Annotated in this window: 14 protein-coding genes and 2 pseudogenes; 9 read left to right on the top strand and 7 right to left on the bottom strand. The window is 70.4% G+C overall.

Features of this window, described 5'->3' with window-relative positions; all coding sequences use genetic code 11:
• Positions 1-128: 128 nt before the first annotated feature.
• Both AB0389_RS35435 and AB0389_RS35440 read right to left on the bottom strand, forming a co-directional pair.
• A complete protein-coding gene (locus AB0389_RS35435) occupies positions 129-1166 on the bottom strand; it encodes a 3-dehydroquinate synthase family protein (RefSeq protein ID WP_366399683.1) in 1038 nt (345 codons plus the stop codon).
• Positions 1163-1921 (bottom strand): hypothetical protein, encoded by a 759-nt coding sequence (locus AB0389_RS35440; protein WP_366399684.1) that lies wholly within the window; start codon positions 1919-1921, stop codon positions 1163-1165. The genes AB0389_RS35435 and AB0389_RS35440 overlap by 4 nt, the downstream gene beginning before the upstream one ends.
• Before the next feature lie 246 nt (positions 1922-2167).
• On the opposite strand from AB0389_RS35440, the gene AB0389_RS35445 reads away from it, so the two are divergent.
• Positions 2168-3340, top strand: coding sequence for a 3-deoxy-7-phosphoheptulonate synthase class II (locus tag AB0389_RS35445; protein ID WP_366399707.1), 1173 nt, complete (start codon positions 2168-2170; stop codon positions 3338-3340).
• A gap of 110 nt (positions 3341-3450) precedes the next feature.
• Positions 3451-4926: an MFS transporter gene (locus AB0389_RS35450; RefSeq protein WP_366399685.1), complete on the top strand. Its 1476-nt coding sequence runs from the start codon at positions 3451-3453 to the stop codon at positions 4924-4926.
• Between the two features lie 101 nt (positions 4927-5027).
• Here AB0389_RS35450 and AB0389_RS35455 read toward each other — a convergent pair whose 3' ends face one another.
• The gene (locus AB0389_RS35455) at positions 5028-5801 is read right to left on the bottom strand and encodes an alpha/beta fold hydrolase (RefSeq protein WP_366399686.1); all 774 of its coding nucleotides are present in this window, start codon (positions 5799-5801) and stop codon (positions 5028-5030) included.
• Positions 5802-5958: 157 nt separating this feature from the next.
• Here AB0389_RS35455 and AB0389_RS35460 point away from each other — a divergent pair.
• From AB0389_RS35460 to AB0389_RS35485, 6 genes and pseudogenes are all read left to right on the top strand, one after another.
• Positions 5959-6402, top strand: a pseudogene (locus AB0389_RS35460) (FAD-binding protein); the annotation flags it as partial.
• A gap of 92 nt (positions 6403-6494) precedes the next feature.
• Positions 6495-7043, top strand: a complete 549-nt coding sequence (locus AB0389_RS35465) for a hypothetical protein (protein ID WP_366399713.1) — start codon at positions 6495-6497, stop codon at positions 7041-7043.
• Positions 7040-7387 (top strand): hypothetical protein, encoded by a 348-nt coding sequence (locus AB0389_RS35470; protein ID WP_366399714.1) that lies wholly within the window; start codon positions 7040-7042, stop codon positions 7385-7387. The genes AB0389_RS35465 and AB0389_RS35470 overlap by 4 nt, the downstream gene beginning before the upstream one ends.
• Positions 7384-7449: a BBE domain-containing protein gene (locus AB0389_RS35475; protein ID WP_366399708.1), complete on the top strand. Its 66-nt coding sequence runs from the start codon at positions 7384-7386 to the stop codon at positions 7447-7449. The genes AB0389_RS35470 and AB0389_RS35475 overlap by 4 nt, the downstream gene beginning before the upstream one ends.
• A 34-nt stretch (positions 7450-7483) precedes the next feature.
• Positions 7484-8419, top strand: coding sequence for an ROK family protein (locus tag AB0389_RS35480; protein WP_366399709.1), 936 nt, complete (start codon positions 7484-7486; stop codon positions 8417-8419).
• Between the two features lie 14 nt (positions 8420-8433).
• Positions 8434-9705, top strand: a complete 1272-nt coding sequence (locus AB0389_RS35485) for a methylmalonyl-CoA mutase family protein (RefSeq protein WP_366399687.1) — start codon at positions 8434-8436, stop codon at positions 9703-9705.
• 475 nt (positions 9706-10180) lie between these two features.
• Here the strand turns inward: AB0389_RS35485 and AB0389_RS35490 are convergent, their stop codons facing one another.
• Complete coding sequence (locus AB0389_RS35490; RefSeq protein WP_366399688.1) at positions 10181-11014, bottom strand: transposase; 834 nt, start codon at positions 11012-11014, stop codon at positions 10181-10183.
• A 32-nt stretch (positions 11015-11046) separates the two neighbouring features.
• Between AB0389_RS35490 and AB0389_RS35495 the strand changes: the two are divergent.
• Positions 11047-11535, top strand: a pseudogene (locus AB0389_RS35495) (ATP-binding protein); the annotation flags it as partial.
• Here AB0389_RS35495 and AB0389_RS35500 read toward each other — a convergent pair.
• Genes AB0389_RS35500 through AB0389_RS35510 form a run of 3 tightly spaced genes read right to left on the bottom strand, consistent with a single transcriptional unit; the run spans position 11438 to position 14207 of the window.
• Entirely contained in the window at positions 11438-12427 is a 990-nt protein-coding gene (locus AB0389_RS35500; protein ID WP_366399690.1) for a tyrosine-type recombinase/integrase, read from the bottom strand. The pseudogene AB0389_RS35495 and the gene AB0389_RS35500 sit on opposite strands and share 98 nt — an antisense overlap.
• On the bottom strand, positions 12424-13353 hold the full coding sequence (locus tag AB0389_RS35505; protein WP_366399691.1) for a tyrosine-type recombinase/integrase: 930 nt from the start codon (positions 13351-13353) through the stop codon (positions 12424-12426). The genes AB0389_RS35500 and AB0389_RS35505 overlap by 4 nt, the downstream gene beginning before the upstream one ends.
• Positions 13350-14207 carry a tyrosine-type recombinase/integrase gene (locus AB0389_RS35510; RefSeq protein ID WP_366399692.1) on the bottom strand — a complete coding sequence of 286 codons (858 nt, stop codon included), beginning with the start codon at positions 14205-14207 and terminating at the stop codon, positions 13350-13352. Before AB0389_RS35510 ends, AB0389_RS35505 begins: the two co-directional genes overlap by 4 nt.
• Positions 14208-14267: the final 60 nt, after the last annotated feature.

Below are 14267 nucleotides of genomic sequence, written 5' to 3' on the forward strand. Positions count from 1 at the left end.
GGGCGGGGGGGCCTGGGGCCCGCGCGGGGCCACCCCGGCGGGGCCCCCCGCCCCGGGGGCGCGGGGGGGGGGGGGGGGGGGGGGGGGGGCCCCCCCCCCCCCCCCCCCGGCCGCCCTCAGGTCCCCTCTCAGTCGCGGTCCATCCCCGCCAGACACTCCCTCACCACGGATTCGGGAACGCCGGGTACCAGCTCCGCGCCGGTCGGCCCGTCAAGGACGAAGGCCAGGCCACCGAGCGCCTTCTTGTCCAGCTTCATCAGGCTGACCAGCGCCTCGTCGTCGACGCCCGCGGGTAGCTGCCAGGGCAGCCCGTAATGCCGTACGACGGCGAGGTGGCCCTCGATCCGCTCCGGGCCGATGCGGCCGAGCGCCCCGGCGAGCCGCCCCGCGAACACCGTGCCGACGGCCACCGCCTCACCGTGTCGCAGCCGGAAGTCCGTCTCCACTTCGAGCGCGTGCCCGAGCGTGTGGCCGTAGTTGAGCAAGTGGCGCAGGCCGGTGTCCCGTTCGTCGCAGGAGACGATCTCCGCCTTGCGCCGCACGCTCGCCGTGATCTGCTCGACCGTGGAGAGCCGACGCAGGTCGCCGGCGCCGATGAAGTGGCAGCGCGCGATCTCGCCGTAGCCGTTGAGCCACTCCCGCTCGGGCAGGGTGCGCAGATAGTCGGTGTCGCACAGAACGGCGCTGGGCTGCCAGTACGCACCGACAAGGTTCTTCCCCTCGGGTAGGTTGACGGCCGTCTTGCCCCCGGTGCTAGCGTCCACCTGGGCGAGCAGCGAGGTCGGCAGATGGATGACTGGGACACCCCGGTGGTAGAGCGCGGCGGCCAGGCCGACGGTGTCGGTGGTGGTCCCGCCACCGCACGAGACGACCACGTCGCTCCGGCTGAGCCCGGCGTCCGCGAACTGGCGGCACAGGTTCCCCACGGTCTCCAGCGTCTTGCTCTGCTCCCCGTCCCGCGCCTCGATCACGCGGTGGGGCACCCCTGGATCCGGCACCCACTCCAACGGGCGCGCGGAAACGACCACGGCACGCGAGGCGCCGAGTTCGGCCACGCACTCGGCCAGCCGGTGCCGGGTGCCGGCGCCGATGTGCACGTCGTAGGAGCGATCCCGCAACTCCACCCGGACACGGGTGCTCGCGTCGCGCGTCGCCGGGGCGCTCATACCCGGCCCTCGGAGGCGGTGGCCGGCAGACGTGCGGGCCGTTCGGTCAGCTCGTTGCGTACGGTGAGTGCCGCCGCGGCACCCCAGGAGGGAGGTATCCCGAGCCGGTTGTGCGTGGCACCCGCGTGGTGGAGGAGCAGGTACGGCTCCGGCAGGCCGCCGACCGGACCTCGCCGCAGGACGTGCCGCGTGCCCTCCAGATAGGTCTGCCGGGTTTCCGACCGTGGGTGCGGCACCGAGGCCGCGCGTACGTCCGCCTCCACGGCCAGTTCCTCCCGCTGCCTCGGCGGGAGTGCCGCGCTCCAGAGCTGCCAGCACTGGAAGAGGAACCCCGGCCCGGCGTTCTCGGGGAGCAGTCCGACGAGGTCCCGCAGGTGGGGCACGCCCAGCTGGAACGCCTCCTCCGCGTCCGGCGCGCCCTCCGGCTGCACCGCCAGGGCGAACGCGGTGGACACCGCCGCGAGCTCGTCCGTCACGTTCCGGCCGCTCTCATGCGCCTGGCCGACCGTGCGCCGGACGTCCTGCCGCACGGCGAGCCGCCACAGCGGTCCGGTCCGCGCGCGCAGCAACCGCACTACCCCCGGACGGGCCCGGGGGGCGCAGTCCACCCAGGCGTCGACCGCCGGGCCCGCCGGGCCGTCGGCGCGGGAGAAGAAGAAACAGGCTCCGGGGTCGGCCGACCGGAGGTACCGCGCCAGGCGCGGCAGTACGGGGGGCAGAGACGTGGCCGCCCCTGTGGCGCCATACAGGCGCACGAACAGCCATTGACGCGCCAAAACGATCCACCTCGATCTTCGCGGGGCCGGTCATGGACGTCGCCGATCCTATGAATCACGGTGACCGGAGGGCAATTGACGAAGACCCCAGGAGTCGTGCCGGAGAAAGTGAGGGAGTGGTTAGGGGTACTGCTAGGGGTTCGCCCCAGCCGTTTCAATGACCCTATGCATCCGACTGTTCAGATGGACAACGCGGCCGAGGAACATGCCGGCCTTTCCCGAGAGATGCGTGACCGGACTTCCGAGGCCCTGGGCAGGCCGGCCGCGCAGCAGCCCCCGTGGCCCGACCAGGAGCAGGTGCGCTCGGTCTCCGCGTTCCTGGCGACGCTGCCCCCGCTCGTTACTCCGGACCAGGTCCGGAGGCTGCGCGCGGACCTGGCACTGGTCGCCCGGGGCGAGGCGTTCCTGCTCCAGGGAGGGGACTGTGCCGAGACCTTCGCCGGGAACACCCCGGAACACGTCCGGGGCACCGTCGCCACCCTGTGGCGGATGGCCGCGGTCTTGGCGGACGAGGCGGGGCTGCCCGTAGTGACCGTCGGTCGGATGGCCGGTCAGTACGCCAAGCCGCGTTCCCAGGCCATCGACGGTCTGGGGCTGCCTGTGTATCGCGGCGACATCGTGAACGCGGCGGCCCCCGACGCGGGGGCGCGCGTCCCCGACCCCGTGCGGATGATCGAGGGTTACCGCAACGCCCGCACCACCCTCGGCATACTGCGCTCGGGGCACCCCGCCGACGTCTACACCAGCCACGAGGCCCTGCTCCTCGACTATGAGCGCGCCCTGCTGGTGACGGACCCGGACGAGCCCGGCCGTCCGTACGCAGGCTCGGCGCACTTCCTGTGGATAGGTGAGCGCACCCGCCGGCCCGACGGCGCGCACCTCGCGTTCGCCGCGCTGCTCGCCAATCCGGTGGGCGTGAAGATCGGCCCAGGTACCCGGCCCGACCAGGTCGCCGAGTACGTCGAGCGGCTCGACCCGGACGGCGAGCTCGGACGGCTCACCCTGATCAGTCGGATGGGCAGCACCAGGGTTCGGGACGTGCTCCCACCCCTCGTCGAACGGGTCGCCGCGACCGGCCGCCAGGTCGTCTGGCAGTGCGACCCCATGCACGGCAACACCCGTGAGTCGGCGATCGGCTACAAGACCCGGCACCTGGACGACATCGCCGACGAGATCGAGGGTTTCTTCGCGGTGCACCACGCCCTCGGCACCCACCCGGGCGGGGTACACCTGGAACTCACTGGGGACGACGTGACTGAGTGCCTCGGCGGTGCCCGGGGTATCACTGCCCATGGCCTCACCGGACGCTACGAGAGTCTCTGCGATCCCCGGCTCAACGCCGGCCAGGCGATGGAAGTGGCCCACCACGTGGCGGCGCTGTCGAAGGGCCGGATGTGAAAGGCACACCGATGTGTCTGTGGCACAAAGAAGTGCCTTCTTCCGCTCGTCGCCACAGGCACGCATCATGGCTGCTGTAACAAACGGTGCACTATTGGAGGCGACCGGAGATGGGCCAGCCCGCCCTGCAAAAGAGTAAATCGCCGTGGCTGACGATCAGCGTTTTGTGCCTCGGCCAGTTGATGATCGTACTCGATCAGAACATCGTGAACGTGGCACTTCCGGCAGTACAGCGGGGGATCGGCTTCTCCTCGGAAAATCTGGTCTGGGTTGTCAACGCCTATGTCATTCCGTTCGGCGGCCTGCTTCTCCTGGCGGGACGACTCGGTGACCTGATCGGCCGGAAGGTCGTTTTCCTCACCGGTGTCGGGCTGTTCAGCCTTGCCTCGCTGCTGTGCGGCTTGGCGTCCAGCGAGGCGACGATGATCCTGTTCCGGTTCATCCAGGGCATCGGCGGCGCTGTCGCCTCCGCCTGCATTCTCGGCATGGTCGCGACCACCTTCTCCGAGCCGCACAAAGTGGCGCAGGCGATCGGCGCCTACAGCTTCGCCTCGGCGGGCGGCGGCGCGGTCGGACCGCTGCTCGGCGGCGTACTCACCGACATGCTGAGCTGGCACTGGATCTTCTTCATCAACGCCCCGATCGGTGCCGTCCTCATCCTGGTCGGTCTCGGCCGGATCGAGAGCGACCAGGGCCAGGGGGTGAGCAAGGGGACCGACTTCCTCGGCGCCGTGCTGGTCACCGCAGGCATGACACTGCTGGTCTACACGATCGTCGACGCCGAACAGGCTGGCTGGGATTCGGCCCAGACGCTGTTCCTCGGCCTGCTGTCGATCCTGCTGCTCGTCGGCTTCGTCGTGCGCCAGGCCACCGCCGCGCAGCCGCTGCTGCCGCTGGGCATCTTCCGCTCCCGCAGCCTGACCGCGGCGAACATCGTGCAGTTCATGATGATCGCGGGCATGTTCGGTCTGTTGTTCTTCGGCACCCTGTACGTCCAGCGCGTGCTCGGCTACAGCCCGCTGGAGGCGGGTCTCGGATTCGTGCCGATCGCGGTCGTGATCGCGGCTATCTCCCTGGGGCTGTCCGCCCGGCTGATCACCAAGTTCGGGCAGCGCCCGATGCTGTTCACGGGCCTGGTCCTCATCATCGCGGCTTTCGTGATGCTCTCGTTCGCCCGGGTCGACGGCACCTACGTGGTGGATTTCCTGCCCGCCAGCCTCTTCATGGGCGCCGGCTTCGGTCTGGCCGCCCCGGCGATGATGGGGCTCGGCATGTCCTCCGTCACGCCCGAGGAGTCGGGCATCGCCTCCGGCCTGTTCAACACCACCCAGCAGGTCGGCGGCGCCATCGGCCTCGCGGTGCTCAGCGCGGTGGTCAGCTCCCGCACGGGCGACCTCACGGCCGCGGGCAAGGCCGAGCCGGACGCGCTGCTCGGTGGCTACCACGCGGCGTTCCTGCTCGCCGCCGGGTTCGTGCTGCTGGCCCTGGTCATCGGGGCCGTCATGCTCGCGAAGAAGGAGCCGGAGCACCGGCAGCCGGCCGGCGGCCCGACGGACGCCTCCGAGTCGGACCTCGTCACCGGCTGATCGGCCCCACCGGCGTGCGGCCTGCATCCGGCCGCCCGGTCGCACACGGCGGAGGCCGGGACACCGACCCGGCCTCCGCCGTCCGCCTGCCGCCCGGCCTGTCAGGGCAACAGGCGTTCCAGGTTCTCGGTGACGGTCTTTAGGACCGCCGCCTGCTGGTTCTCCAGATAAAAGTGACCGCCGGGGAAGGTGTGCACCTCGCACCCGCCCGAGGTGTGGCCGCCCCAGGCGAGCGCCTCCTGACGGGTGGTGTGCGGATCACTGTCCCCGACGAGGACGGTGATCGGCGCACCGATCCGGGCGTCCGAGCCCCGCCGGTACCGCTCGACCGCGCGGTAGTCGCTGCGTAGGGTGGGCAGGATCAGGTCGAGCAGCTCCCGGTCCTGGAGGATGCGGGCGTCGGTGCCGCCCAGCGCGCGGATGTCCTCGATGATGTCGGCGTCGTCGCGGAGATGGACGTGATCCTCCCGGAAGCGGCTGGGAGCACGGCGTCCGGACGCGAACAGCACCACCGGCCCGCCGCCCCCCTTCTGTTCCATCAGCCGGGCCACCTCGAAGGCCACCACGGCGCCCATGCTGTGCCCGAAGAGGGCCACTGGCCTCCCGTCCCTGATGATGCCGGCCCGTGTCAGCGCGGCGTGGGAGTGGCGGGCCAGTTCGCCGATGTCGTCGATGCAGGGCGTGTGCCGGCGCTCCTGGCGGCCCGGGTACTGGACGGCGGTGACCTCGTATGACGGAGCGAGGGCGGTGGAAACCGGGGAGAAATAGGGGGCGGAGCCGCCGGCGTGCGGGAAGCAGACAAGACCTGCCCGGCTTTCCGGTGATCGACGGTAACGCCGTATCCATTCGTTCGCTTCGATAGCAGAGAGATTCATGCACGTCCTTCCGGGAATCGTCACACTGCCGCTAACGTCGCATGTATCCGAGCAGTCGGCAAGCGTCGATCGGCAGGCCGTTTGAGGGGGATTGTAGGGGTTCCTTTGCCCGCTTCGCAGTCCTTACTGTTCGAGGGTTACCGAGGGGACGGATAGTATGCCGAGCAGGAGAACTCTTCTCAGGGCCGCAAGTGGACTGGCCGTATCCACCGCGACCGGCGCTATATCGTCAGCGGATTTCGCCGGCGCTGTTTCGAGTATCACGGCTCTGAATTACTGGGATGCCCTAGAGAGTTCGCTCGAAGGGGAGCTGGTGCGCCCGTCCGACGGCAATTACCAGAACGCCAAGACCGTCTATCTCGGCGAGTTCAGCGCCGTGAATCCCGCGGGTGTCGCCTACTGCCGGACCGTGGCGGACGTCCGCATGTGCCTGCTGTTCGCACAGCAGCACGGAGTGGATGTACGAACCCGCAGCGGCGGTCACAACCTCGCCGGCTGGTTGACGGGCGAGGGCCTGGTCATTGACCTGTCGGCCTTCGACCACGTCAGCGTCGGGAGGCGGAGCGTCCACATCGGCCCCGCCGTGAAGGCCATCGACGCGCTCGCCGCGCTGGAGTGTGCCCCGGCGCGTTCGTCTCCGGCGGCGGTGTCGGACACCAGACACACAAGTACGGAATCGCGTCCGACCGGCTCGTGTCGGCCAGAGTCATGCTCGCCGACGGTCGGCTGGTCACCGCTTCGGCCACCGAGCGGCCGGGGCTGTTCTGGGCGCTGCGCGGTGGCGGCGGCAACTTCGGCATCGTCCTGGACTTCGAGGTCCGTCCCATCGAGCAGCCGCGCGGGGTCTTCTTCCACACCGAGTGGCCCTGGGACAAGGCCCAGGATGTGCTGGAAACGTGGCAGGAGTGGAGCGTCACCGGCCCGTACGACCTCGGTTCCGCCCTGCTGGTGGCCCTGCCTGACGCCACTTCGGGGAACATCCCGACGATCACGGTCAGCGGGGCCTACTGGGGGAAGCGGAGCGCACTGGAGAACGAGCTGAACGCCATGGCCGCCGAGGGCGGCACCGCGCCGGTCACCAAGGAGGTCGCGGAGCTCTCCTACGGCGATGTGATGCGCTGGGTTTACGGCTGTGGAGAGTTGACCACCCGTGAGTGCCACCTCGTCGGCCAGGGCCCGGACACCGTCTGCCCCGCAACGGCGTGCTGCGCGAACGCCCCCGGATTTACGACCGTCCGGTGACCGGATCGGTCCTGGCGGACGCACTGGCCTTCTACGACCAGGAACGGCACGCCGGGCAGACCCGCCTGATCAGCTTCACCGCGACCGGCGGCCGGGCGAACGAGGCGAGCCGGACCGAGACCGCGTGCTGGCACCGCACCGTCCAGTTCATGACGGGCTTCGCCGCGATGACCTCGTCAGCAACGCCGCCCGCGGACGACGATGCCGCCATGGTCGACTGGGTGGACCGGGGATCGAGCATCATCGAACCGGCATCGACGGGAGAGGCGTACATCAACTTCCCGCCTCCCGTCTCTCCGATTGGAAGCGGGCGTACTACGGCGACAACTACGCCGGACTGCTGAGAGTGAAGACGTCGTACGACCCTGGCAACGTGTTCCACCACGGTCAGAGCGTGGGAAGCTGACCCGAGGAGAGGAAGCGGCATCAGTTACCTCGGTATCGACATCGGCGGGACGAAGGTCGCCCTGCGCGTCCAGGGCCGCCTGGACGGCGCGGGCGCGCTGGAGGACACGTTCCGGTGGCCTGCGGACAGCGACGCCGCGGCGGACATGGACCTGATCGCCGAACGGGTCCGGGCGCTGCTGTGGAGCACCCCGGCACCGCTCCGGGGCGTCGGACTGGCCGTGCCGGCCGTCTGTGACACGGACGGTACTGTGCTCACCTGGCCCGGACGGCCGAGCTGGAACGGTCTCGACCTAACGGCCGCCGTCGGCCGGGTGTTCCCGGACACCCCGTCGCTGTTCGCGGACGACGGTGACCTCGCGGCGCTGGCCGAAGCCCGGGAAGCGCGCGGCGCGAACCTGCTCTACCTCGGCGTGGGCACCGGCATCGGTGGTGGCCTGGTCGTCGAGGGACGGTCGTGGCCGGGGCCAGCCCGGGGGTCCTGCGAGGTCGGGCACCTGCTCATCGACCGCGAGGGACCGATGTGCGACTGCGGACGCCGGGGCTGTGTGCAGGCGGTCGCCTCCGGGCCGGCCACCTTGCGCCGGGCCGCGGAACTGCGCGGCCGGGAGACCGACTTCCCCGCGCTGGTGGAGGCGTTCACGGCCCGCGAGCCGTGGGCCAGGGCGGCGGTGGACGAGAGCGCCGCAGCCCTGGCCCGTGCCGCGGTCGGCATCTGCGAGCTGGCCCATCCCGAGATCGTCTGCGTGGGCGGTGGTTTCGCTGCGGGCCTGCCCGCACTGGTGGACTCGGTCGCCGAGCGGGTGAGGGAACTGGCCCGGCCCGGTGTCCCGCCGGTCGAGGTCCGGCCGGCAGCCCTCGGCGGACGGTCCTCGCTCCGGGGTGCCGTCCTGCTCGCCGAGGAGACCTTCGGGACTGCGCACCGGGCCGGTGCCGCCGCTGTCGTCGAACACCCGTGGCCCCGTGGCTGAAGGGACAGTGAGTGATGCATCGGAGCCGCCGACGCGCGGAGTCGGACCAACGGGTCCCGCCGGTCCACGGGCCGGAGGAGCCGGGCGGCCGGAACACGGCGGAGCGCCGGTACGCCGGTTCCGGCACGGCGACGGCGTCCAATGAACGCTACCGGCGCCTGATCGGGCAGGGTGTCAGAGGGTTGTCGGTCACGTTCGACCTGCCCACCCAGAGGGGTCACGACTCCGACACGCCGCGCGCCCGCGGCGAGGTCGGCAAGGACGGCGTGGCGATCGACTCCCTCGACGACATGCGCGTTCTTTTCAGCGGCGTTCCGCTGGACGGAGTGTCCACCTCCCTGGCGATCGACGCGCCGGCAGCGCTGCTGCTGCTTCTGTACCAACTGGCGGCGGAGGAGCAGGGCGTCGCCGTGAGCCGCCTGACAGGCACCGTCCGCAACGACGTGCTGGCGGAGTACATCGCGCGCGGGGCGTGCATCTTCCCGCCCGGGCAGTCGCTCAGGCTGACCGCGGACGTCTTCACGTACTGCAGGGCCGAGATGCCCGGGTGGAGCCCGATCGTGGTCTCGGGCCACCGCATGGCCGAGGCGGGTGCCCTCCCCGTGCAGGAAATCGCCTTTACCCTCGCCAACGGCGTCGCCTACGTGCGCTCCGCAGTCGCGGCCGGCCTGGATGCCACCGACTTCGCACCCCGCCTGTCCTTCCGCTTCGCGGCCCGCACGACGGCCCTGGACGAGACCGCGGTCCTCCGCGCCGCGCGGCGCGTCTGGGCGCGTGTGCTGCGCGAGGAGTTCGGCGCTGAGAACCCGCGTGCGCGGATGCCGCGCCGTCTTGCCCGGACGCCGGCCCTGGCCCGCGCGACGGGCCCGATCGCCGGTTCCGACGTCATGAGGAAAGCGGCCGACGACCTTGAGGCCGCCGCCCTGGAACTGCTGCGGAAGATCGAAGACCTCGGCGGCGCCGTCGGCGCCATGGAACGAAGCTTCCAGAAAGACGACATCGAGCGCGGCTCCGGCCGCGTCGCCTACCGGCCCGACTCCGGCGAACGGAACCGGGCCGACCCCGCGGTCGAAGCCCGGCAGACCGAGCGCATCGCCAAGCTGCGGGCATGGCGCGAGCAGACGCGGGTCCGCCAGGCACTCGACATGCTCAAGAAGACCGCCGAGAGCGACGTCAACGTACTCCCCCCCATGAAGGACGCCTTGGCCGCGCACGCCACCGTGGGCGAGGTCTGCGACGCCCTGCGCGAGGTGTGGGGCACGTGCCGGCCCAGCGACGCCGAGTGACCCTTCCTGGAGCGGATCGTGGCTGACGGGTGGGCGCTGGACGGTACTCCGGCCCTGGGCCGGCGGGTTACCGCGGCGGGGAAGCCTCCGGTGGGGGAGCCGCGCCCGTGGCCGTACCGTATCCGCTGCGACCGAGTGCCCGGTCCGCCAGGCTACGAACCCGTTTTCCCCGGTGGTGCACCGCTTGGCGAGGTCATACAGTCGGAGGCTTACCCATGTTATACGAGGTCATCTCCGGTCAGACCATGTGCAGAGGCGGCTCTACGACCCTCTGGATCGGGCCGTGTAACTCCTCCAGCGACCCCGGCAGACGCCGCCGGAACGTCTCCCGGTGCAATACGAGGTCCTCAACCTCCGCCCCCGAGAGGTTCTTCGGTAATGGTGCGGGGTGCTGCGCCCTGGAGGGAGCGGGGGCCGGAGTGAATGGCGCGGGTCATGATGCAATGCCGGGACTATGTTGGCGATCTTGTCGGGGTCAGTTAAGGGCTGTGCAGAGGGTGCGGAAGTGGCTGGGTGCCCGCTGGGGTCGGGTCGGGTCGGCGATCCAGTCGGCGATGCGGGTGACATTGCAGGCCAGCGCGGTCAGTACGTGCTGGACGTGTGTCTTTGGCAGTCCTCGGTAGCGGGTTCGTCGCAGGCCGTAGGTGCGGACGTTCTGGGAGAGGGTGGCTTCGATGCCCGCACGGATCGCGTAGCGGCGCTGCCAGTCCTCAGTGCGCTGGCCGAGACGGTTGTGCTGCTGAATCTCGTGCAGTTCGCGGGTGGGCAGCAGTGCGAGCGAGCGCGGACCGCTGACCGCGTTGGTGCACTGCGGGCGGACGGGGCAGGCCAGGCAGGTGGCCTTGTCGAACTTGATCTGGATGTACTCGTGTCCGCTGATGCGCAGGGGCCGCCACTCGCGGCTGAGGTTGCCTTGGGGGCAGGTGGCCCGGCGGTGGTCCCAGTCGATGGTGAAGGCGGCCTTGTCGAAGCCGGCCCCGCTTTTGGCCTGGTGGCTGTGGTCGGGCACGACGGGGCCGAGCAGGGTGATGCCGTGTATCCGCTGGGCGCGTTCGATCTGCGCGGGGCTGATGTAGGCGGCGTCGACCGCGTGCTCGGCCGGGGTCAGGTTGATCGCCGCGAGGTCGTCGTGGATCCGGGCGGTGAGTTGGCCGTCCTGGACCGGGGCGATCGTGGTGGCCACGTGCACGACCACTTCAGGCAGTTCTGACGTGCATGTTTCGGTGAAGTGGGTGCGGTAGCCGGACCAGGCGGTGTCCCGTTTGACGCAGTAGTGCGCGTCGGTGTCGTACGGGGAATCGAACCGCAATGGGTTGATGGCGCCACTCGGCGAACTTCCCCACCGGCAAGACCCTCGGCTCCTGGCGGGCCGAGGACTCCACCATCCCCGAACCCACCCAGAACTCGCTGACCACCCTGGAATGGATCGGCCGCGCCGAGAACCTGGTGATCGCCGGCCCGTCAGGGACGGGCAAGAGCCACTTCACCGAGGGCCTGGCCCAGGCCGCGATCGAGAAGGACCTGCGGGTGTCCTGGTTCACCCTGGAGACGCTCAGCGCCGCGATCGGCAAGTCGAAGGTCGACGGATCCACCGCACGGACCGTCGCCCGGATCTGCCGGGCCGATCTGATCGTCATCGACCTATGCCGAGACCGCGACTATGCCGAGGCACGGGTTCGTGGGCCCGGATGCCAGGGCCTGGCGAGTCCCGAGTCTCGGCATAGTTTCGGGCTCACAAGCGGTCGAGGAACGCGAGGACCTTGTCGGTGGGCTGGTAGCGGCCCGGCCGGGCGGCCGTCGGTGCGGTGCGGGCGAGGGCTTGTTCCTTGATGGTCATGTCGGCGTGGACGTAGGCGTCGGTGGAGCGGACGCCGGCGTGGCCGAGCCAGAGCGCGATGACCGTGGTGTCAACTCCGGCTTGCAGCAGTGACATTGCGCAACTGTGGCGTAGGACGTGCGGGTGGACGCGCTTGTCGAGGAGCGTCGGGCAGACTTGAGCGGCGGTCCGGACGTGGACGCTCAGGCGCTGGGCGACGGCGTCACGGGTGAGGCGGCGTCCGGTTTGGGTGCAGAACAGTGGGGCGCCGCCCTTCCCGGAGCGTTCGTCGAGCCAGGCCCGCAGCAGTTCCTGGACACCGCGGTCGAGCGGGACGGCGCGGTGCTTGCGGCCCTTGCCCTCGCAGCGGACGGCAGCGCCCTCGCCGAGGGTGATGTCGCCGTGGTCCAGGCCGGTGAGTTCGGAGACGCGCAGACCGGTCTTGACGGCCAGGGCCAGCATGACCTTGTCCCGTCGCCCCTCCCAGCGCCGGGTGTCCGGTGCCGCCAGCAGAGCGTCGACCTCGACGCCGGTCAGGAAGGTCACGCTCCTCTTGTCGTATCGCTTGGGCGGGATGTCCATGACGCGCTGGATGAGGAGGGCGTGCTCGGGGTGCTGGAGAGCCGCGTAGGAGAACAGGGAGCGGATCGCGGTCAGCCGGACGTTGCGGGTGCGCGCGCTGTTGCCGCGTTCGTCCTCCAGATGGTTGAGGAAAGCGGAGATGACATCGGAGTCCAGGTCGGACCAGTCCAGCTTCTCCGGGGCGGTGCCCGTGCGGCGCTGGACGAAGCCGAGAAGGAGGCGGAGGGTGTCGCGGTAGACGGCGACGGTGCGGGGGCTGGCCTGGCGCTGGCGGACCAGCCGGTCGGTGAAGAACGACTGCAGGGTGGGAGCGATCGAGGTCATGGCCGTACCGCCTTTCCGACGCCTTCGCGGCGGGCCGCCGCCAGCGCCAGCAGTTCCGGTGCCGCTGACAGGTACCAGTAGGTGGAGGACGGTTCCCGGTGCCCGAGATAGGTGGACAGCGACGGGATCTTCGCCTGGACGTCAGCGCCGGTGCGATACCAGGTCAGCAGGGCGCGAACGGCGAAGGAATGCCGAAAGTCGTGCAGCCGGGGCGGGTTGGGCGCGTCGGTGCCAACGCCGGCGCTGGTCACCAACCGCCGGAACGTCGGGGCGACGACCGCGTAGATCAGGCGGCGGCGGGTGCGCGAGACGAAGAACGACGGACCCTCGGGACGCGGCGCGATCCGGTTCCGGAGGACGTCGTACTCCCGCAGCGCGTCGATGCTGCTGGGTTCCAGGGGGACCAGGCGGGACTTGCCGAACTTGGTCTCCCGGATCCGCAGCACGCCCTCGGTCCAGTCGATGTCGTCGTGGTCGAGGTTGATCGCCTCCCCGATCCGCACTCCCGTGGCGGCCAGCAGGCCGACCAGGGTCCGGTAGGTGGCCGCGCGCAAGGGCGGGCCGATTCCGTCGGCCGCCGTCATGACCGCGATGACGTCGGCATCGGAGTAGATGAACGGCTGTCGCCAGCGTTGCCGGTGCGGCACCAGGCCGAGCGGCGGGATCTCGGTCGCCGGGTTGATGCCGCTGAGGTAGCGGGCGAAGCCGCGGACCGCGGTGATCCGGCGCGGGCTCACGGTCGTCACCACGTGGCTCTCGCGTTTCCTCACCCAGGCGAGCGCGGCGGTGACGGTCACGGTGGTCTGTCCGCGTTCTTCCAGGAAGGTGATGAAGTCCGGCAGCAGCCAGGCGGCCTCGGCCATCTTGTGCCCGAGGGACCGGCGGAGCCGCAGGTAGTCGTCCAGTGTCTGCCGCAGTTCGGTCATGCCGCCTCCGTTCCGGGCCAGGGCCGTGCGACGGCGCGGAGTGCGGTGAAGTCGACCTTCGCGTAGAGGGCGGTCGTGGCCAGGTCCTGGTGGCGAAGCACCTGGCCGATCGCCATCAGCCCCGAGCCCTGCCGCAGCATCTCCCCGGCCAGCGCGTGCCGCAGCCGGTGCGGGCCGACTTTGGGCAGGCCCGCGCGCAGGCAGGCGCGCTCGACGACGTCGCCCACCAGGTCCGCGCGGATCGGTCCGCGCGGTGCCCGGTCCGTGACGAAGAGACATCTCGTGCCGGCCTGGTGACGGGCTTCGGACAGGTAGGCCACCAGGGCCTCGCCGACGTCGACCGGTAGCGGCAGCCGGTCCTCCCGGCGTCCCTTGCCGCGGATGGCGATCTCTCCCGACCGCCAGTCGACGTCGTCCAGCCGCAGCCGTGATACCTCGATCGAGCGCAGGCCCAGGCGGGCCAGCAGCATCAGGATGGCGAAGTCACGTACGAAGACGCCGCCCTCGCGGGGGCAGTGGTCCAGGATGCGCTGGACATCGGCCGCGGACATCAGCGGCGGGATCCCGGCAAGGCGCCAGCCGCCCACCGGGGGCACTGCCGCGTCCAGCCGCAGCGGGATGGCACCTCGCAGGTGCAGGAACCGCATCAGGGAACGTAGTTCCGCCACCCGCTGTTTTGCGGAGCCGGCCGAGACGCGCGCGCATTCGCGCAGCAGGAACGCGTTCAGGTCCTGGCCTGTCAGAGCACCGGGGGCGAGTACGCCGCCGGGCATGGCCTGCTCGGCCAGGAAGCGGCGGGCGGTGTTGCGGCAACGCAGCCTCGTCGCCGCTGCCAGGCCACGTTCCCTCTCCATCCACACGTCGTACTGACGGATCAGGGCGTCCAGCTCGGACGGTTGTCAACGGACAGCGGG

The sequence above is a fragment of the Streptomyces sp. NPDC093109 genome (assembly GCF_040701725.1).
Classification (GTDB): Bacteria; Actinomycetota; Actinomycetes; order Streptomycetales; family Streptomycetaceae; genus Streptomyces.